Source organism: Candidatus Phytoplasma oryzae (assembly GCF_003263355.1).
GTDB lineage: Bacteria > Bacillota_I > Bacilli_A > Acholeplasmatales > Acholeplasmataceae > Phytoplasma > Phytoplasma oryzae_B.
Window position 1 is genome coordinate 1 of record NZ_JHUK01000003.1, and the last position, 21,616, is coordinate 21,616.

Annotated in this window: 15 protein-coding genes, 1 tRNA gene and 1 pseudogene; all 17 read right to left on the bottom strand. The window is 19.6% G+C overall.

Annotation, left to right across the window (positions count from 1 at the left end; genetic code table 11):
• Positions 1–1,008 precede the first annotated feature (1,008 nt).
• A complete protein-coding gene (locus DH96_RS01085; RefSeq protein WP_066540647.1) occupies positions 1,009–1,590 on the bottom strand; it encodes a hypothetical protein in 582 nt (193 codons plus the stop codon).
• Positions 1,591–3,256: 1,666 nt separating this feature from the next.
• A complete protein-coding gene (locus DH96_RS01090) occupies positions 3,257–4,489 on the bottom strand; it encodes an aminotransferase class V-fold PLP-dependent enzyme (RefSeq protein WP_066540507.1) in 1,233 nt (410 codons plus the stop codon).
• A 50-nt stretch (positions 4,490–4,539) separates the two neighbouring features.
• A complete protein-coding gene (locus tag DH96_RS01095; RefSeq protein ID WP_160330319.1) occupies positions 4,540–5,175 on the bottom strand; it encodes a lysophospholipid acyltransferase family protein in 636 nt (211 codons plus the stop codon).
• A 190-nt stretch (positions 5,176–5,365) separates the two neighbouring features.
• The gene (locus tag DH96_RS01100; protein WP_066540503.1) at positions 5,366–5,860 is read right to left on the bottom strand and encodes a dihydrofolate reductase; all 495 of its coding nucleotides are present in this window, start codon (positions 5,858–5,860) and stop codon (positions 5,366–5,368) included.
• Complete coding sequence (locus tag DH96_RS01105; protein WP_066540501.1) at positions 5,857–6,723, bottom strand: thymidylate synthase; 867 nt, start codon at positions 6,721–6,723, stop codon at positions 5,857–5,859. The genes DH96_RS01100 and DH96_RS01105 overlap by 4 nt, the downstream gene beginning before the upstream one ends.
• Positions 6,724–6,771: 48 nt before the next feature.
• Positions 6,772–6,863: transfer RNA gene (locus tag DH96_RS01110), tRNA-Ser, on the bottom strand.
• A gap of 113 nt (positions 6,864–6,976) precedes the next feature.
• Positions 6,977–7,822 (bottom strand): annotated as a pseudogene (locus DH96_RS01115) (acetate/propionate family kinase); the annotation flags it as partial.
• 1,100 nt (positions 7,823–8,922) lie between these two features.
• Positions 8,923–9,771, bottom strand: coding sequence for a 5'-3' exonuclease (locus DH96_RS01120; protein ID WP_066540422.1), 849 nt, complete (start codon positions 9,769–9,771; stop codon positions 8,923–8,925).
• 52 nt (positions 9,772–9,823) lie between these two features.
• A complete protein-coding gene (locus DH96_RS01125; protein WP_066540420.1) occupies positions 9,824–11,206 on the bottom strand; it encodes a signal recognition particle receptor subunit alpha in 1,383 nt (460 codons plus the stop codon).
• Between the two features lie 89 nt (positions 11,207–11,295).
• Positions 11,296–12,255, bottom strand: a complete 960-nt coding sequence (gene ftsY / locus DH96_RS01130; RefSeq protein WP_066540418.1) for a signal recognition particle-docking protein FtsY — start codon at positions 12,253–12,255, stop codon at positions 11,296–11,298.
• A 7-nt stretch (positions 12,256–12,262) separates the two neighbouring features.
• Positions 12,263–14,212 carry a type I DNA topoisomerase gene (topA, locus tag DH96_RS01135; protein ID WP_066540409.1) on the bottom strand — a complete coding sequence of 650 codons (1,950 nt, stop codon included), beginning with the start codon at positions 14,210–14,212 and terminating at the stop codon, positions 12,263–12,265.
• 46 nt (positions 14,213–14,258) lie between these two features.
• Positions 14,259–15,131, bottom strand: a complete 873-nt coding sequence (gene ylqF / locus DH96_RS01140) for a ribosome biogenesis GTPase YlqF (protein WP_066540406.1) — start codon at positions 15,129–15,131, stop codon at positions 14,259–14,261.
• A gap of 27 nt (positions 15,132–15,158) precedes the next feature.
• The gene (locus DH96_RS01145; protein WP_066540403.1) at positions 15,159–15,902 is read right to left on the bottom strand and encodes a hypothetical protein; all 744 of its coding nucleotides are present in this window, start codon (positions 15,900–15,902) and stop codon (positions 15,159–15,161) included.
• Positions 15,903–15,971: 69 nt separating this feature from the next.
• Positions 15,972–17,228, bottom strand: coding sequence for a tRNA lysidine(34) synthetase TilS (gene tilS, locus DH96_RS01150; RefSeq protein ID WP_111961287.1), 1,257 nt, complete (start codon positions 17,226–17,228; stop codon positions 15,972–15,974).
• Positions 17,229–17,240: 12 nt separating this feature from the next.
• Positions 17,241–18,989 (bottom strand): aspartate--tRNA ligase, encoded by a 1,749-nt coding sequence (aspS, locus tag DH96_RS01155; RefSeq protein ID WP_066540399.1) that lies wholly within the window; start codon positions 18,987–18,989, stop codon positions 17,241–17,243.
• Positions 18,986–20,257 (bottom strand): histidine--tRNA ligase, encoded by a 1,272-nt coding sequence (gene hisS, locus DH96_RS01160; RefSeq protein ID WP_066540397.1) that lies wholly within the window; start codon positions 20,255–20,257, stop codon positions 18,986–18,988. Before hisS ends, aspS begins: the two co-directional genes overlap by 4 nt.
• 186 nt (positions 20,258–20,443) lie before the next feature.
• Positions 20,444–21,592: a tRNA 2-thiouridine(34) synthase MnmA gene (mnmA, locus tag DH96_RS01165; protein WP_066540390.1), complete on the bottom strand. Its 1,149-nt coding sequence runs from the start codon at positions 21,590–21,592 to the stop codon at positions 20,444–20,446.
• Positions 21,593–21,616: the final 24 nt, after the last annotated feature.

The following is a 21,616-nucleotide window of genomic DNA, read 5'->3' on the forward strand; positions in this document are numbered from 1 at the left end:
TTTAAAATTTAATAATTTATATATAAATTTTTTTAAAAAACCTTATGATTTTATTATTTTTTTCTGTATAATTTTAATTGTGCTTTTATTTATTATAATTATTAAAAATAATACTTATTATTTTTAAATAAAAAAATCGACGTTGCGATCGTCGAAAATTTTTATTATTTCTATTTTTTTATTTCATGAAAGTTTCAAGTTGAATAATAGAATCTCTTAATTTTGTTGTGTCATCTTTTATTTTGTTAATATCAGTTAACAAAACGTCTATTTTTTCTTTTAATGTCATTTTTTTATTTCTTTCTAATTTTAATTTTGTTAAATTTAAATAAAATTATATAAATTTAAATAAAAAATTTAAATTAAATTTGAAAAAAATATTTTTTTTGACAAGATATTTTTTTCTAAAAAAAATACTTATCATAAAAAATTATATATTTTTTTTTAGAAAATTTTTAATTTTTTTATTAATAAAAGAATTAATACAAAGACTTTTAAAATTATTAAGGACTTTTTGATTATTTTTTAATAAATAAATTTAATTAAATTTAAAATTAACAAAAAAATATTTCATTATTGCTAAAATAAAAAGAAACTCCAATTTTTTATTTTCTTTTTTTCTAAATATTTTAAACTTTTATAATTTATCTTTTTTATCCATTTAATTTTAAGAATAATTAATTTCAAATATAACAATATAATAATGTAATTTTTTATCTTATAATTTGAAAAATTAAATATTTACATAAAATGTATATTAATTTAGTTAAAAAAAATAAAAATTCATAATTAAATCGAAAAAATTTATTTTATTTTTTATTTTTTTAATATAAACTCATTTCTGTTAAATATTTTTGATATTTTTATTACTTTAAAATTTTTAAATTCTTTATTTTATAAAAAATTTTTTATATTTGAATATAATAAAATAAAAAATTAAAAAAATATTAAAATTATGAAAAAATATAGACGAAAAAATTATTAATTAAATTTAAAAAAAAATAATGATTATTCATTATTTTTTTTAAATTTACAATAACTTTTATATGTAAGTAAATCAATCAAATAATTAAAAATAATTACAAAAACAAAAATTATGAAAAAAAATAATTTATTTATTTTTATTTCTTCTTTATGAAACAAATTTAAAAAAAAGTTAATATAATATTTAATAAAAAATAACAAAGTAAGAAACATAAAATAAGTTATCATTGAATTAATGATTATAAAATATTTTTCCTTTTTTCCATAATTAATATGTTGTTTAATTTTCCACAAATTAATTTGGGATGATGGAAAAATAGCAAAAACCATCAAACTATATAAAATACATGTAATAGAATAGATAAAACTAATTTTTAATAACATTTTCATTTCTTTTTTGACAAGAAAAACATAATCTTTCTCAGAAATAAAGTTTTTTAATAAATCATATTGTAATAAATCCACAAAAGAAATAATAACATAAAAACTCAAAATTATTCCTAAAAGAAAATGGATATATTTCAAAACAATTTTTTTAATATTTTTTTTATTAATTTTATTTGAGTTTAATTCTTTAACATTTTTTTGTTTATTATTTTGATCCATCAATGAAACATTCTCCTTTTTTATTATTATTTTATTTTCTAAAATTTAAAATAAATAAATATAAAATAGCCTAAAATATTTTTATTCTACAATATTTTTGATTTTTTAAAAAAATTATTTCTTAAATTAAAAAACAAATAAAAGATATTTAAATTATAAATATTCAAATAATATTTAAAAAAAATAAATCTTCAAAAAAACATAAAGTAAAAATTATTCTAAGTCAGTAAAAACAAGCAAACAAGTATAATAAAAAAATAAATATTAAATAAAAAAATATTATCTATCAAAAAAATAATTTAAAATAATAAAATAAAAAAATAATAACTTTCTTTTTAAAAGAAACTAACATATCTTCCTTATCTTAAAAATATTATAATAACAATCTAACTAGAATAAGTATATGATTAAAATACATTATATCTCAATAATAAAAAAATTTAACTTAAAATATATTCAACTGATATTTTTTAAAGATACAATTTTATTATATCGTATTATAATAACAATATAGATACAAATATATTTTTTTAAAAATTTTTTTATCTAAATATAATGAATAAGTTTTAAAATTTGAAAAATTATCTTTTTAATTTGTTTAAATCTAAAATAAAAGATTTTTGTTTTGTTTTTAATATTTCAAAAAATTTTTTTTAAAATTCATAATTAATATTTAAATTAATAGCATTCAATTTGTTTTTTTGAAACTAATATTTTTATAATTTGAATTTATAATATTTTAATATATCTTTCTTTAAGAAAAATAAATTTTTAGTTAAATTTTAAATTTTGAAAAAATAAATAAATAAAGAAGTTTTTTGAAATCTTTCTGTTCTTATTAAAAGAACTAAATAAATAAATTACTTATTATTTGTCTTATTTTTTATTTTTGTTTTTTCACAAAATAACTTATTAATAATATTAATAATGAATAAAGAAAAAAGATATAGCCTCTTCTTCTTTTAGGTTAAATGATAAAATAGAATTAAAATTATACAAGCCGGATAAAACAAAAAAGTTTTTATTTATCTACTACTTAACTTATTCAAGAGAATATTATTTTAATATTTTAAAAGATCTAACATTAACTTTAAATAGTAAATTAAACATTAATTCTTTAGAAGAATTAAAAAAAATATAAAATAATAAAAATTAAAGCGTCACTTAATTTTGGTTTTTTTCATGATTTTGTAGGAATAGGATCTCAAAATAAAATTGAAAAACAAAAAAAATAATTATCACTTCAATATTTTTAAATGAATTAATAGCCCAAAAAGAAGATAATATAGTAATTTTAAACAAAAAAGAAATAAAAAATATTAACTAAAACGAATTATATACATCATATTAATTTTTTTGTCCAAATAGTGCCTTAAGTTCATATATTAAAATGCAGAAAATCTTTTTAACGTTTTAATGAATTTATAAATAATTCCTAAACCTGTAAGTGAAATTAATAAATATTATATTTCTATACGTTTATTTTTCACAACCTTTTCTTTTGTAAAACCACAATTATTTTTTGAAGATAAATTTTCTTTAGATAAAATTCATTTTATCAAAAAATAATGTTAAAAAATTTTAAGTAATCTATTATTTTTGTTTTTTTCATTAATTTTAGTTTTTATTATTTATTTTTTAAAAAAATAAAAAAATTTTGTCAATACTAATTTGACCAAATCTTATTTCCAATTCTAATAGGATATTTTATAAAAAATCTATTTGCTTCTTTTAAACTTTTAATTAAAATTTCAATATCTTCTTCATTATTATGAATACCAATAGAAATTCTGATTGTATTTTTACTATTAATTATTTTTAAGGCTAAATCAGCGCAATATTGTCCTGTTCTTATATAAACATTATTTTTTGCTAAAAAAGTTTCTAAATCATGAACATGAATATTTCTGTAATTGCAAAGAATAATATTATTTTCAGCATTAGGATTTAAAATGTCAATATTTTTTATTTTTTTTAAATTTTCTGTAATTTTTGATACTAAAAATTTATTATGATTTTGAATTTTTTCAAAACCTATTTTCTCTATAAAATCTAAACTTTTTTTAAAAGCTATAATACCACTAATATTAGGAGTTCCAGTTTCAAATTTAAAAGGATATTTTTTAAAAAAAAATTTTTTTTTAAATATTTTTTCAACATTCATACTTCCTACAAAAAAAGGTTCAATTTTATTTAAAAATTTTTTTTTACCAAAAAGAACTCCTACTCCGAAAGGGCCATACATTTTATGTGCGGAAAAAGCCATAAAATCAACATTAATGTTTTTAACATTTATTTTTTTATAACTCATTGATTGTGCAGCATCTAAAATAACTAAAGCTTTTTTAGTATGAGCTAATTGAGTAATTAATTTTATAGGAGTTTCGTAACCTAAAACATTAGAAATATGATGCAAAACTACAATTTTAGTTTTATCAGAAATAACTTTTTTAAAATTTGAAAAAGTTATTTTATTATTTTTATCTAAAGGAATAAAAACTAATTTAGCTCCTTTTTCCTTAGCAATTCTCATCCAAGGGAATATTGAAGAATTATGTTCTAATTGAGAAGTTATTATTTCATCTTTCGGTCCTATTTTATTTCCTAAAATATTTGATATCATATTTAAAGATTCTGTAGTTCCTTTTGTAAAAATAACTTCTTCAGGATAAGAATTAATAAAAAAAGCAGTTTTTTTTCTAGTTTCTATTAACAAATTATAAACTTCCTGAGATAAAACACCTACATTTTTAAAACTCATACCATTAAAATTATAAAAATCATTTATAGAATCTATAACTATTTTCGGTTTTAAAGAAGTTGCTGCCGAATCAAAGTAAGCTATTTTGGGATTTGTTTTAAAAATAGGGAATAAAGATCTAAAAAAATTATTTTTCATATAATAAACCAACTTTTAACAAAATTTTAAAAATAAAAATAATAATTTCTTTATAAAACTGAATTAATAATTTTATTGACTCTTTCGTTTATTTTCTGTGTTTTTTGTTCTTTATAATCTTCAAAATCAATACATGGATGAACAAAAACTTCTATTTTTTTTTTTCTAAACCAACATTTGCCTATCATATCTGATGAACCCTTAATAGAAACAGGAAGGATAGCAGATTCACTTTTTAAAGCTATTTTAAAAGAACCTTCTAAAGAATCAATAATTTTATCATTTTTCTTATTTTTTCTACCTCCTTCGTGAAAAATAACTATACTTAAAAAATTTTTCTTAATTTTATCTATAGTTTTCATGATATTAATAAATGTTTCTCTATTATCTCCTCTAACTATTTGCATACAATCTAATGAATTAAAACAAAAACCTAAAAAAATACCTAAAAAACCATTGTAAAGACTATTTTTAGGAGAAAAAGTAATAGTTCTAGGAAAAAAATAAGCTAAAATAAAAGGATCAAAAAAAGATTTATGATTAGAATAAATAACTAATTGGCCTTTATCTGGAATATAATGTTTATTATAAACTTTAATTTGAATTCGAAAAAATTTAATTATTAATTCTGAAATACTAGATAAAACTTTCTTTTTAAAAGGATGATTTGGTTCTAATTTTTTCATTATAAAAACACAAAATAAAAAAATAAAAAAAATAAAAATCCATGAAAAAATAATACTTAAAATAACTTTTAAAAAAAATAATATAACTTTATATGTCAAAAAAGAGGCAAAATAAGAACAAAAATTGTTTAATCCGAAAAATAAAAAAAATAAAAATAATATAATAAAAAAAATGATAAAAAACATATTTTTACTTCCTTTTATAAGTAACGAAAATTAATTCATTGGATATTTTTTTTTTAATTATAATAAAATCATTGTAATTAACAATAGGAAAAAATTTATTACCTTTGTATCTTCTTAAAATATGAGTTATAAACATTATTCCCACAAATGACAAAGATTGTTCATAAATTTGACTTCCTCCGATAATTATAATATCTTTTTGATTTTTAAATATTTTTTTCAAAAAAAAATTTAAATTTTTAATTAAAAAAATTTCTTCATCTTTATTATGTAAAAAATCAATATTTGTTTTAAAACTAGCAACATATATTTTTCTAAAAGGTAATTTTTTATTTTTATAATATTTTTTTAAAGAAAAATAAGTTTTTGAACCCATTAAAACATCTTTGTTAAAAGTTTTTTTTTTAAAAAAAAGAATATCTTCAGGATAATGCCATGGTAATATATTTTCATGCCCAATTAACGAATTAGAATCAAAAGCAACTATTAAAGAAATCATATTGCTATTTCACCTTTTAAAAAATTATGTGGATTATAATTTTTTAAAACAAAATCACAAATTCGAAAATTATCTATTTTTTTAATATTCGGGTTTAAAATAATTTTAGGTAATTTTTTAGGTTTCCTTTGGATTTGGATTTTAATTTGATCTAAATGATTAGAATAAATATGAGCATCTCCTGATGTATGAATAAATATATTAGGTTTTAAATCAGTAATTTGCGCTATCATCATAAGTAATAAAGAATAAGAAGCAATATTAAAAGGTAATCCTAAAAAAACATCTGCACTTCTTTGAAAAAGTTGTAATGAAAGTTGATTTTTATTTACATAAAATTGCATTAATACATGACAAGGCGGCAAAATCATTTGTTTTATTAATGGAACATTCCAAGCTGAAATCAATAATCTTCTAGAAAAAGGATTTTTTTTAATTTCATCAATAACTTCTCTTAATTGATCAATTCCGGAAAAATCACGCCATTGCTTTCCATAAATAGGGCCTAAATTACCATGTTTATTTGCAAATTCTGGATTTTCTTTTATTTTATTCACAAATTCTATTAAAGTTTCACCTTTAAAATATTTTGTTTTAATATATTTTTGATATGGCCATTCATTCCAAATTTTAACATTATTTTGGACTAAATAACGAATATTAGTATCTCCTTTAATAAACCATAATAATTCATGAATAATAGAATTTAAATGTATTTTTTTAGTAGTCAATAAAGGAAAACCATTGTTCAAATTGAAATGCATTTGATAACCAAAAATACTCTTTGTAATAATATTTGTTCTATTTTGTCGAAAAACTCCTTTTTTAATTATAAATTGACATAAATCTAAATATTTCTTCATGTTATATTATCACTTTCTTATTTTTTTTAAAATAATTTTTTTAAAAAATGGCGGAAGAAAAGGGATTCGAACCCTTGCATCTTTTTTAAAGATCTACATATTTTCCAAACATGCCTCTTCGACCACTTGAGTATTCCTCCTATTTAGAAAAAAATAATATTTATCACATGATGAAGTTTATTTAAAATTATTTTAGTCAAATTTTTTCTCTAAATATGTTAAATTTAATAAATTATTAAAAAAATATAATATCTTAAATATTTTGATTTTTTTTCAATAAAAAGACATCTTTTGCAATTATTACTTCTTCATTTGTAGGAATTATCATAACTTTAGTTTTAGAATTTATATCAGAAATTATTTTTTCTTCACTTGTATTATTATTTTCGTTTGATTTATGATCTAAAAATATATTTAATACTGATAAACGTTTAACAATTTCTTTTCGAAAAAAAGAAGAATTTTCTCCTATACCTGCAGTAAATATTAAAATATCCGCACCTTCTAATAAAACATAAAAACTAGCGATATAATCAACTATTCTTTTGATTTGAATATTAAATGCTAAAATAGATCTTTTATGATTTTGAAAAATCTTTTTTTCTAAATCTCTTGCATCATTTGAAATACCTGATATACCTAAATAACCAGATTTTTTATTTAATTCCTCAATGACTTCTTTAGAAGTTTTATTTTCTTTTTCTGATATAAAATTAACTATAGTAGGATCAACATTGCCGCTTCTAGTCCCCATAGGTACTCCTTCTAAAGGTGTTAAACCCATAGAAGTATCTATTGATTTACCATCTTTAATAGCAGCTAAAGAAACTCCATTTCCAGCATGACAAACAATTAATTTTAAATTTTTATTTTTAAAAATTTTTTCCACTCTTTCAGTAATATACCTATAAGAAATACCATGTGCGCCATATTTTCTTATTTTATATAATTCATACCATTTATAAGGAGTAGCATATAAAAAATTTTGTTCTTCCATTGTTTGATGAAAAGTAGTATCAAAAACACCTACTTGTAAAACTTCAGGTAAAATTTTTTTAAATAATTTAATACTTAATATATTTATCGGGATAGAATTATGACGTTTAACCGTATATAGATGACGGATTTATTATCATAAGCCCCCCACACCACCGGACAAGCAAGTTTCCAAGCATCCGGCGGTTGTATAAACTAAAATGAATTAAACATAAAAAATGATTTGATTCACTGTCACAGAAAATTTTTTATTATACCTTCTAGTAAAATGACTGTTAAACTAAAAAACCTTCTTTTTGCTTTCATAATTCTTTTCTCATCATTGAAAAGATCAGATATTCGTATTTACTAGATGATAAAAAAATATCTTTTCACCTTTTCTATGTGGAAAAAACGTTTACACTTCCTCTTTCGCCTTGTAAAGGGCTTTTCCCTTTGCCTTGGAAGGTCAGTCCACTAGCGTATTCCAACGTTAGCTTTCAATTTCCTTCGACTACTATGATTCTGCTTTTTCCTTGCCTCTACTTAAGAGGTTTAGGAAGATGAAAGTTACTTTAAATATCTCCCTTGATGATTTTTAGGTGGGATGACCAAAATAAACAACTTATATAAAATATTTTTCTTATATAAGATGGTTTTAGATACCATTTCTTTTGGTAGGTTCTAGGTTAATGCTAATGTGATAATTTTATAAATTAAATTTTAAAATTTATAAACGCCCTAGAATAACAAAGTAAATGTAGTTAACTGTTAGTTTTTGCTAACGCCTTTTTTTCCCTTAGCCTCTTACAAAGGTTATCCATTTATCATCTTCAATTCGCAAAAGCTCTTTAACTAAACTACTTAGTCTGTCTTTCACTTTGATAATCTGCTTTAATTATTTCTTCTTTCGTGGAAATAACCGATTATCGATTGTCACGTATTATCACAACGTGTGTAATTGGTAAGATTACTAGATATTTAAGTCTCTTTTCCGCCCAAATTTAAGAGATGAACTGCCTGCATTAACTGACATAATTTTCATAATAAATTTTTAATCCAAAATTGAATTTTCTTGCTCCTTTAACGTAAAATATTTTGTTCATAAAATAAATTAAAAAAATAAACATAATTATTATATTTTATCTTGATTTTAAATAAAATCTAAATCAATAAATATAATGCTTTAATATTCTAACATGAACTTTATTTGATACCAAATTTTTATTTTTTAAAAAATTTATATTTTTGTAAAAAATTTTTTAATAAAAAATCATCTATTTTTTCAAAATTAGTTTGAGTATAATCAAAACATAAAGGAACTAGAATATCTATAGTCACTAACAAACGATTAAAAAAAACCCTTTCTTTAAAAGAAATAAGTTTTTCCCTTATTTTATTATCAATATTTTGTAAATTATTAAAAATATTTTCTAAATTATCAAATTTATTTAATAGTTTTATAGCTGTTTTAGGTCCTATTCTAGGTATTCCTGGAATATTATCAGAATGATCTCCTACTATACTTTTAAAATCTATTATTTGATAAGACTTAAGATTTAACTCATTCCATAAAATATCTTCATTATAATAAATTACATTTTTTAATCCTTTTTTAATTAAACAAATGGTAATATTATTATCTATTAATTGCAAAAAATCTCTATCGCTAGAAAAAATTAAAACAGATATTTTATCTTTACTAGCTTTTTTAGCTAATGTTCCGATAATATCATCTGCTTCATATCCACTTTGAGAATGATATTTAATACCTGATAATTTTAAATATTTTTTAATTAGTTCAATTTGTGAAATTAATTGATTTGGAGTAGGCAAACGTTTTTTTTTATATTCATTATAAAGAACATGTTTTTGCGTTTTCTCTTTAGAATCAAACACAACACAAATATTATCTTTTGTTTTTTCTAAAATCTTTTTAAACATGTTGATAAAAACTAATAAAGCATTAATATATACACCTTCTTTATTTTTTAATATTTGTTTTTTATAAACAGTAGCATAATAAGCTCTAAATAACAAAGAATTGCCATCTACTAAAACTAAATTTTTCATATTTTAATTTATTCCTATATAAAATAAAAAAATAAAAATATTTTTTTCTTTATTATTTTTTATTTAAAAATTTTTCTAAAAAATCTGAAGATTTTATTAAATCTTCTAAAGATTTATTATCAAAATCTTTAATTTGATTCATTTGATTAGATATTTGTTTTTGCTTTTTAATAAACAAAATTAAATTATCCACATCTTGAATTTTATTTCCTGAACCAATAGCTATTCTTTTTCTTCTTCTATTGTTCGATTCTATCAAATAAGGCAAAATTCTTTCTTTAGGAGTCATACTATCTATTATAGAATCAAATTTATTTAAAATATTATTTTCTAACAAAGGCATTTGTTTTATTTGAGTATTATTTATTCCTGGAATAAAATTTAATATTTTTTTAAAAGAACCAATTTTTTTTAATATCTTTAATTGTTTTTTAAAATCATTATAATTATATTCTGTTTTTAAAATTTTTTCTATAATTTTTTTCTCTTCTTCAGAATTAATTTTATTTTCAACATTTTCTATCAAAGTTAAAATATCACCCATTCCTAAAATTCTAGATGCAATACGTTCTGGATAAAAAATTTCAAAATTATCATCATCATACTTTTCAGAAGAAGAAAGAAATTTAATAGGTAATTTAGTTATATATCTAATAGATAAAGCTGCCCCGCCTTTAATATCAGCATCCATTTTTGTTAAAATAACACCTGTCGCTAATATTTGTTTATGGAAACTATTAACTACATTAGCAGATTCTTGTCCTAAAATAGCATCTGAAACAATTAAAATTTCTGAAGGATTTGTTTGTTTTTTAATATTTTGTAATTCTTGAATCATTTTTTCATCAATAGTTAAACGTCCAGAAGTATCTATCACTACTGTATCAAATTTATTTTTTTGTGCATAATCTAAGCCATTATCGATAATTTTAGATATTTTTTCATTTCTTTGAAAAAAAACAGGAATATTAATTTTTTTACCTATTTGAATTAATTGATCAATAGCTCCAAATCTATAAATATCAGTTGCAATTAATAAAACTTTTTTATTTAACTTATTTTGAATAAAAAGAGATAATTTACCAGCAGTAGTAGTTTTACCACTTCCTTGTAATCCTATCAAAAGAATAATATTTAAATTATTATTATTATTTAAATTTAAAAATTTTTCTTTAGAACCTAAAATATCAATTAAAGTATCTTTAATAATTTTTATAATTTGTTGTTGTTGATTTAACCCTTTTAAAACTTTTTCTCCTAAAGCTTTTTGTTTAATTAATTCATTAAATTTCACAACTACTTCATAATTAATATCTGATTTTATAAAAGCTAAATTAATATCTTTCATAATTAATTCAATATCATCTGCTTTAATATATTTTTTCCCTTTTATTTTGCTAATTATTTTTTGCAAAGATTCATTTAAAAAACTCATATTTATAATGTATTTCTCCTTTTTTTGAAAAATATTTTAATTTTATTAAAATAACTAAATATTAACATTAATTCAAAATTATTACTAACTTATTTTAATAAATAATCAACATAATCTTCTATATTAAAATCAACTAAATCATTTATTTTTTCACCAATACCAATATATTTTGTTTCTAAACCATATAAATATTTAATATTTAAAACTATACCTGCTTTAGATATATTATCAAATTTAGTTAAAACAACACCATCTATAGGCATAGTTTTATTAAATATCTCTACCTGATTTAAAGCATTTTGGCCAGTCATAGAATCTATAACTAAAAAAGTTTTATAATTAAATTTGATAAAAACATTATTATCTAAAATTTTTTTAATTTTACCTAATTCATTCATTAAATTAATATTATTCTGTAATCTTCCTGAAGTATCACATAAAATAAAATCAAATTTTTTGGTTTCTGCGTACTTCAAAGAATCAAAAAATAATTTAGATGTCTTAACATTATGATTCAAGAAAACTTCGCTTTTGGTTTTTTTACCCCATATTTGAAGTTGTTCAATAGCTCCATCTCTAAAAGTATCTCCGGCAACTAATAAAATATTTTTTTCTTCTTTTTTTAATAGAAATGCAAATTTACCTATAGTAGTAGTTTTTCCAGATCCATTTACTCCAATAAATAAATATAACTTAGTTTTTTTTTCATTAAATTCTGTTTGTTTAACTTCATTATTCATATCTACTTTTTGATAAAAAGATAAAATAGTTTTCTTAATCAAGGGTAATAGTGAAATAGAGTTTTTAATTTGTTGATGTTGAATTTGATTTTTTATTTCTGAAATTAAATAAGCAGAAGTTTCTATACTAATATCGAATTTAATGAAAAAAACCTCTAAATCATTTAATAATGTTAAATCAATAAAAGGATTTTTAAGAACTTTTTCTTTCCATTGTGAAAAATCATATTCAAGAGAATAATCACCTAAATATTTTAACTTATCTTTTTTTTTAAATTTTTTAAATATTTTTTTAAATAAATTAAACATAAAAAAACTACCTCTTTTTTTCTTTATCTTTTAAACTTAAAGGAATCATATTATGACATTTAGGAAAAGAATTACAGCCTAAAAATAAACCATATCGGCCTTTTCTTTTGACTAAAAAATCATTACATAAAGAACATTTCTCCTTAACCATAATATTTTTTTGTTTCTTTTTCAAAGAAATTATATTATGACATTTAGGAAAAGAATTACAGCCTAAAAATGAACCATATCGTCCTTGTCTTTTGACTAAAAAACCATTACATAAAGAACATTTCTCTTCAGTCATAATATTTTTTTGTTTTATTTCTTTATTCGCTATAGACCATAAAAAAATAAAATTATCATAAAATTCTTTTAAAAAGTCTAATTTATTTATTCTACCAAAATAGATATCATCTAATTTTTTTTCTATTTGAGATGTATATTTTACGTTAATAATAGAAGGAAAAAATTTTTCTAAAGTTTTTTTAATTAATATTCCTAATTCAGTACAAATTATCTTTTTATTTTCTATAATAACATAAAATCTTTTTTTTAAAGTTTCAATAATATATGCGTAAGTTGAAGGTCTTCCAATTTTTAAATATTCCAATTTTTTAATTAAAGAAGCTTCAGTAAAATAAGAAGGAGGTGAAGTTTCTTTTGATATTTTGTTGATTTTTGCGGGTAAATATTCTTCATTTATTTTTAAAAAAGATAAATCAACATTTTTAGAATATATTTTTAATATTTTATTAAAACCATCAAAAATCATTTGATTATTTTCGGCTACAAAAATATATTTTTTTATAATTAAAAAAAATTCTGTTTTTTCGAAAATAGAATTAGACATAAAACTAGCTAAAGCACGTTTATAAATAATTTCATATAAAAAGAATTCATATTTATTTAAATATTTTTTTAAAATTTCAGGAGTTCTTTTAATATCTGTAGGCCTAATAGCTTCATGAGCATCTTGAATATTTTTGTTTTGAAACTCTTTTTGTTCAGATTTTAATAAATACTTTTCACCATATTTTTCAATAATAAACTTTTTAATTTCTTTAGCAAAAACAGAAGATATTCGTGTTGAATCAGTCCTCATATAAGTAATCAAACCTATGATTTTATCTTTTATTTTGATCCCTTCATAAAGTTTTTGAGCATGCAACATAGTATTTTTAGCACTCATAGAAAAAACTTTAAAAACTTCTTGTTGTAATGTAGCAGTGATGAAAGGTTTAGGAGTTTTATTTACAATTTTTTTTTTATTAATTTTAGTTAATAGAAATTTTCTATTTTTTATTTCAGCAATAATTTGATTAACTTTTTCTTCATCTTTAATTTTTTGTTCTTTATCTATTTTTAAAATAGCTTGAAATTCACTAAAAATAGCTTTAACTAAAAAGTATTTTTGGGGTATAAATATTTTTCTTTGTTCTTCTATTTCTACAATAAGCTTTAAAGCAACAGACTGAACTCTTCCTGCAGATTTAGCAGATTTTTTTCTAATTAAATTTGATAATTTAAAACCAATAATTCTATCCAATATTCTTCTAGCTTCTTGTGAATCAACTAAATTTTGTTGAATAGAGACAGGATTTTTAAAAGCTTTTAAAACTACTTCTCTATTAATTTCATTAAAAATAATTCTATTTTTATCTGTTTTTTTTAATTTTAGTATCTGAGATAAATGCCAGGCTATAGCTTCTCCTTCTCTATCCGGATCTGTTGCTAAAAAAATCTGTTTTCCTTTTGTCATTTTAATAATCTGTTGAACTGTTTTTTTTTGTCTAGGAATAATTAAATAATCAGGATTAAAATTATTTTCGATATCTATTCCTAAATTGCCCTTTCCTTTATATGATAAATCTCTAATATGTCCTTTAGATGAAATAATTAAAACTTTATTTTCAAAAAAACTATTAAGTGTTTTAACTTTTGATGGTGATTCAACTATAATAACTTGAGATTTCATCAAAAAATAAACTTCCTTTCATAATATTTTTTTCAATATGTTTTTATTAAATTTTAAATAAAGAAATTAAATCTAAATCTAAATTTACTTGACTTATTTTTAAACTTCTTATTTCAGCAAAAATTTTGTCAATAACATTGTTTTGATATATAAAATCATAATAATTATTTTTAAAAAATATTTTTTCATTATATCTTTTTTTTATTATAGTTTTTAATAAATCTTTTTCTTTAATTTCGATTTCATTTAAAAAAAAATTCTTTTTTAATTTCTCACAATAATATTTTTTGAGATAAAATAAAAAATATTTCACTAATTCTTCTTTAGGTAATATTTCTTCTTTAAGGCAACCACAAAGACCAAGAGAATAAGCTATTTGTAAATAATTTATTTTTGGATATAAAATACCCGGAGTATCTAATAATTTTATATTATTAGGTAAATTTATCCATTGTAATTTTTTAGTTACACTAGGTTTATTAGCCACTATAGTAGCTTTTCTTTTCGCTAAACAATTAATAAAAGTAGATTTACCTACATTCGGAACGCCCACTACCATCATTTTCAATGTTTTTGTTGGGTATTTATATTTTTTCTGACTCAATAATCTTTTTATTTTAATAAAAACTTTTTGTATATTAATTTTATATTTAGAATCTATCAACAAGGTTTCAATGTCCCTATTATTAAAAAAATTTTCAAAAAGATGATTTTTATTTAAATCAGTTAAAGACATTTTATTCAATAAAATTAATACTGGTTTATTATTTAAAATTTTTAAAAGATCTAAATTCATACTAGAAATAGGTATACGAGCATCTAAAATAATTAAAATAATATCTACTAATTTAAGATGAATCTTTATTTCTGCTAAAGTCTTTTTCATATGACCAGGAAACCATTGTATAATAGAAAACATAATTTTATTTAAACCTAATTTTTTTATTTATTCCTTTTTATCTAGTTCTTTTTGCAAATCTTCTAAAAAATTATCTATAATGTTTTTTTCAGATTGAAATAAAGTTTTACTATAAATTTTATAAACTTCTTCCCCTAAAATTGAAATAATAGCGCAACCTATATGATTAATCAAAACATTATATAAATTATTCAAAAAAACTTTTTTTAACCAATAAAAAGGATTTATAACATTTATTACATTTGAAAACATATTCCATAATTTATTAGTTTTTTTTAATTTATCAATGTTTTTTTTATTAATCATACGTTGCCTTAAAAGAAAAATTCTTCTTAATGTTATTTTTCTAAACATAAAAATAATTTTTTTTTGAAATAATTCATCAATCCTTTTATGTATATATTGAATCAAAGATAAACTTTCTTCAATAGTAAATTCTAAATAAGGAAAGTTAGATTTAGGATAAAAACTAGAAGATATTTTTAAAATTAACTCTTTAGAATTTTTTAATAAAAAAAATATGTATTCATCATTTTTTTTTTCTATATCTTTTACAAAATTATTTTGCGTATCTTTAATCAAATTCATCATTTCTTGGCTTTTTAAATTATTTTTTGGAATTAGATTATTGTTTTGATCTTTATTAATTTTTTTTATAAATAAAAATATATATAATAAAAATGAAAAAATGAAACCAAAAAAAAATCCTGAAAAAAAAACTAGAAAAACTCTAAATTGTAATAATAATTGAATTTTACTAAATATATTCATAAACCCCTTAATTAATTTTTATTCCTCTTTGTTCTATAAAATTTTTTCTATAATTATAATAAATATTAGTTATTCTAAACCTAAATAACAAAAATATTCATTACCTAACATATGATTAACATAAAATTTTGGTATCCAAATAATATTTTTTTTTTGATCCAATACAAGCCAAATATTATCTCTTTGTGGTAAAATTACTTTTTTATTAATAAAAAAATTTTTTAATTTTTGAGTACCAAAACTGAATTTTAAAATATCACCTGATTTTCTTTTTCTTAAAAAAAAAGGAGGAAAAAAATTATTTTCATCATAATATATTTTTTGTATAATAGAACAAAAAGATATAAGCATTTTTTTTTTGGAACAATGAAGTAAAGGTTTTTTTTCTTTTAATATTTGATTTTCATATTTTTCTAAATTTTGATTTTTTATACAAAAATGATCATACTGTTTAACCAATATATTTTTTTGATCTAATTTCCAAATTATAAAAGCCTTTTTAATATTATTAAGACCTTTAATTATACTATTAATTAAAAAAAAATTTTTATTTATTTTTTTTTGTTCTAATAAATAAATAATAATATCCTTCTGAACCACTATATCTAAATGATAAAATTTTTTTAAAGACAAAATATTTTCTATATTTTGTTCTTTTAAAAACAAAAATGTTTGGTTTCTGATAAAATTAGAAACTTCATCTATTTGAAAATGAAATTTTTTAATATTTTTTAAAAAATTATATTTTTGTTTGAAAAAAGGGATAATTTGATTTCTTAATTGATTTCTTAAATAAATATTTTGTTTATTTGTATAATCTTCTAAAAAATAAATTTTATTTTTTTCAGCATATTCTATTATTTTTTTTTTTTTTATGTATAAAAAAGGTTTTAATAAAATAAAATCGTTATAAAAACAAAAATTTTTCATTCCACTATAACCCAACAAAGAACTTCCTCTTAAAATTTTTAAAAAAATAGTTTCTGATAAATCGTCTAAATGATGAGCTGTTATTAAATATTTAGTTTTATACTTTGAAGCTATTTTTTTTAATTTTTCTAATCTTAAAATCCGAGCTTGATGATGAAAATTTTTTCCTCTAATGTTTAACTCAAAATAATGAAAAATTATATTTTTATTTCGACAATATTCTTGAATTATGTTTTTGTCTTGAAAAGAATTAGGTCTAACTAAATGATTAAAATGAACCACTATTAATTTATATTTTTTATGATATAAAACATCTAGTAAAACCATAGAATCAACTCCACCACTTACAGAAATAACATATTCTTTTCGTTTGTCTAAATTAAGAGATAATAACATTTTAGAAAAACCTTATTTTTTATCAAATTTTAAATTTAAAATAGATAGTTGTTCATCATCAACAGGACTAGGAGTATCTAACATTAAATCTTGAGCATTCTGGTTTTTAGGAAAAGCAATGACATCTCTAATATTATTAGTTTTTGTAAAAAGCATCACTAAACGATCTAACCCTAAAGCAATACCTCCATGCGGAGGCGTTCCGTATTGTAAAGCTTCCATTAAAAAACCAAATTTTTTTTGAATTTCTTCCGAAGAAAAACCTAATATATTAAAAATTTGTTCTTGTACTTTAGTTCGATAATTTCTCAAAGATCCTCCTCCAATTTCATAACCATTCCATACCAAATCATAAGATTCAGCTTTCGTATCAATAGGCTTATTAATTAATAAATTAACATCAGAAGGTGCTGTAAAAGGATGATGAACCATATAATACCTATTTTCTTCTTGGTTAAATTCAAAAAGAGGAAAATCAACAACCCATAACAATGAATCTTTTTCTGACTGAATTAACTTAAAATCTTGAGCTAAGATATTTCTTAAAAATCCTAAAGCTTTTAAAACATTATTAAATAAAAATTTATCATAATTAAAATTATATATTATAATAAAATAAAATTCTTTTTCTTTTAAAAAAATTTTTTTAGAAAGAAACTTAAATAAATTATTAGATAAAAAAAACTTTTTTTTAGAAAAAATTTGTAAATCTAATTTATATTTTTCTTTTATCAAATTTTTATATTCAATAATTTTTTTTAAAGTTAAAATCTCTAAAGATTTTTTTAAATCTAATTTAATACCTTTAATTATTTTTTTTTTTTTATTTTCATCATATAAAAATTCTTCTTTTAACAAAAAATCAAAATCTTCTAATAATAATTTAAATCTTATATCTGGCTTATCTGTGCCATATAAATTCATAGCATCGTTATAACTTATTCGAGTTATAGGAGTTTTAAGTTTTTTGTTAAAAATATGCTTAAATAAGTTTACCATAATTTCTTCTACTAAGATCATAATTTCTTTTTTATCAAAAAAAGAAGTTTCAATATCTATTTGAGTAAATTCAGGTTGTCTATCAGATCTTAAATCTTCATCTCTAAAACAACGAGCAATTTGAAAATATCTTTCAAATCCAGCCATCATATATAATTGTTTAAAAATTTGAGGTGATTGAGGTAAAGCATAAAAATGATTTAAAAAAATACGAGAAGGGACTAAATAGTCTCTAGCGCCTTCCGGAGTAGATTTAGATAAAATAGGAGTTTCTAATTCAAAAAAATTATTTTTTAAAAGAGTTTTTCTAATATTTTGAGTAATTTTATGTCTTTGAATTAAATATTTTTTTTTTTCTTCTCTTCTTAAATCTAAATAACGATATTTTAACCTATGTTGTTCTAAAGATTCTTTTTCATTATCAAAAACATTTAAAGGTAATTCTTTTGATTCAGATAAAATTTTTATATTATTTACCAAAATTTCTATATCACCATTTTTTAAATCAATATTTTTACTTAATCTTTCAACAACAATACCTTTTACTTCTACTACAGTTTCTTTTTTTATCAAATAAATATCATTATATTGAGGATGATCTTTTTTTATAATTAATTGGATAATACCTGTAATATCTCTTAAAATTAAAAAAAAATGATTCTTTAAATCTCTTTTTTTAGCTATCCAACCCTTAAGAAAAACTTTTTTTCCTTTTTCTTTTAAAGTTATTTCATTATTTGAATAATTATATTTAGTTTTCATTTTTTAAATAATTCCTTTTTTAAAAAATTAATTCCTTCACAAAAATTTAAAACATAAGTTTCTTTAGTCAAAGTATTTTTAATAGTTAAAGTTTGATTATCCATTTCTTTTTGTCCTATAAAAATAATATATTTAGGATTTTTTAATAAAATTTTTTTTAATTTTTTAGAAAAATTATTAATCTCATAATTCATTTCTGCGCTAATTTTTTTTTCTCTTATTTCCTTTAATAAAATAAATGTTTGAAAAAATAATTTTTCATCTAAAACAAATAAAAAAACATCTAAAGAATTTAAAGTTAAATTTTTAAAAAAATTATTTTCTTCTAATAACAATATTAAACGTTCCATTCCGAAAGCAAAACCTATATTACGCATGTTTTTATAACTAAAATTTTCCATAATTTCATTATAATTACCTCCTCCACCTAAAGACAAAGTTTTTTTACTATTTTTTAATAAAACATCAACTTCGAAAACTAAATCCGTATAATAATCTAAACCTCTTACTAATTTAGGATCAATTATAAAATTAATTTTAAATTGTTTCAAAATAGTTATAATTTTTTCAAAATTTATTTTTGCATTATTACTTAAATAATCTAAAATAATAGGAGCTTCTTCTAAAAATTTTTTTTTAGAACATTTTTTACAATCAAAAATTCTTAAAATATTTTTTTTTTGTCTTTCAGAACATAAAAAACATAATTTTTCTTGATTTTTTTGAATATAGTCACTAAATACTTTTAAAAAATTTTGTCTAGAAATTTTATCTCCTAAATTATTAATTTTTATCAAAGCTTGATCATTTAAATTAAAAAAATTAATTATCTCTTGAATAAAAAAAATAATTTCTATTTCTGATAAAAAATTTGTAACTCCAATAATTTCAATTCCGAATTGAGTAAATTGACGATAACGTCCTTTTTGCGGCCTTTCATAACGAAAAAATGGCCCATAATAATAAAATTTATATAATTCATTTTTTTGTTTTAGTTTATTTTCTATATAACTTCTTACAACAGATGCTGTTCCTTCTGGTCTTAAAACTATTTTTCTACCTTTTTTATCTAAAAAGTGAAAAATTTCTTTAGAAACCATTTCAGAATTGGGCGAAGAAATATTAAAAATTTCTTCATATTCAATAATAGGAGTACGTATTTCCTGAAAATTATATATATTAACAATATTTTTTAATTTTTTTTCTACTATTTGCCATTTTTTTATTTCATTAAATATTAAATCATGTGTTCCTTTTATTTTTCTCATATTTTTCCCAAATCCTTATACAACTGAAATAAAAAACAATATACAATAATTTTTTTTAATATTTATAAAAAAACTTTATATATAAATTATAACTTTGAAATCAATATATATTCAATAAATAAAACTATTAAACTTTTTTTTAAGCAAAAAATATTTCCAAATTTTCAAAAAATAATATTTTTTTATTTAAGTATATAATAATTTTTTATTTCTTAAATAAACTTCTAATATCATACCTGCTCCTAAACAAAAATCTTTTTGATAAAAAGCACAAATTTGACCAGGTGTTACTGATTTAATTTTTTGTTTATAAAAAACCTTTAAAGTTGTTTTATTAATCCATGCAATTTCCACATTTTGATCTAACTGACGATATCGAAATTTTGCTTTTAATTTATTTCTAACATTTCTACTCATAATAATTCCATCATAACGTCTCCAAATAACATCTACTATTAAAGCGGAATCGCTATATAAAAAAGAACTATTAAAATTTTGATCTACATAAAGAGTATTGTTTTTTAAATCTTTACCAACTACAAACCAAGGACCTGAATTTTGCTTACTAACTTTTAAATTTAAATTTTTTCTTTGTCCTATAGTATATTTAAAAACACCATCATGCTCTTTTAAAAAATTACCATTTATATCTTTAATAGGTCCTTTTTGGGTAGGTAGATAATTATTTAAAAAATTAAAAAATTTTCTTTCTCCAATGAAACAAATACCTGTAGAATCTTTTTTATCAGCATTCGCTAATTTTTCTCTTCTAGCTATTTCTCTTACTTCTGATTTAGTTAATTTCCCTAAAGGAAAAATAATTTTTTTAAGCTGTTTTTTTTTTAATTGAGATAAAAAATAAGTTTGATCTTTATTTTGATCTACAGACTTAGTTAAAATAGGTTGGTGATTTTTATAAATAATCTGAGCATAATGACCCATAGCTATATAATGAGGTTTAAACTTTTTAGCATAATTTAGAAAAGTTAAAAATTTTATTTGATTATTACACAAAACATCTGGATTAGGAGTTAAATTTTTTCTTATTTGTTTTAAAAAAATACTAAATACTTTCTGCCAATATTCTTCGATAAAATCAACTCTAGAACATTTAATACCAAGTTGTTTGGCAATTTTTAATGCATCTTGAAAATCTCTTTCTTGAGGACAAATATTATTATCGATAAAATTATTACCTTCGATATCATTATTAAGACTACTTTCCCAATTTCTCATAAAAATTCCTTCTACTTCAAAACCTTTTTGCTTTAAAAGAAAAGCAGCTACGCTACTGTCTACTCCTCCAGACAATCCAATAATTACTTTTTTCTTCATGTTTTTACACCTTTTTTTATTAAT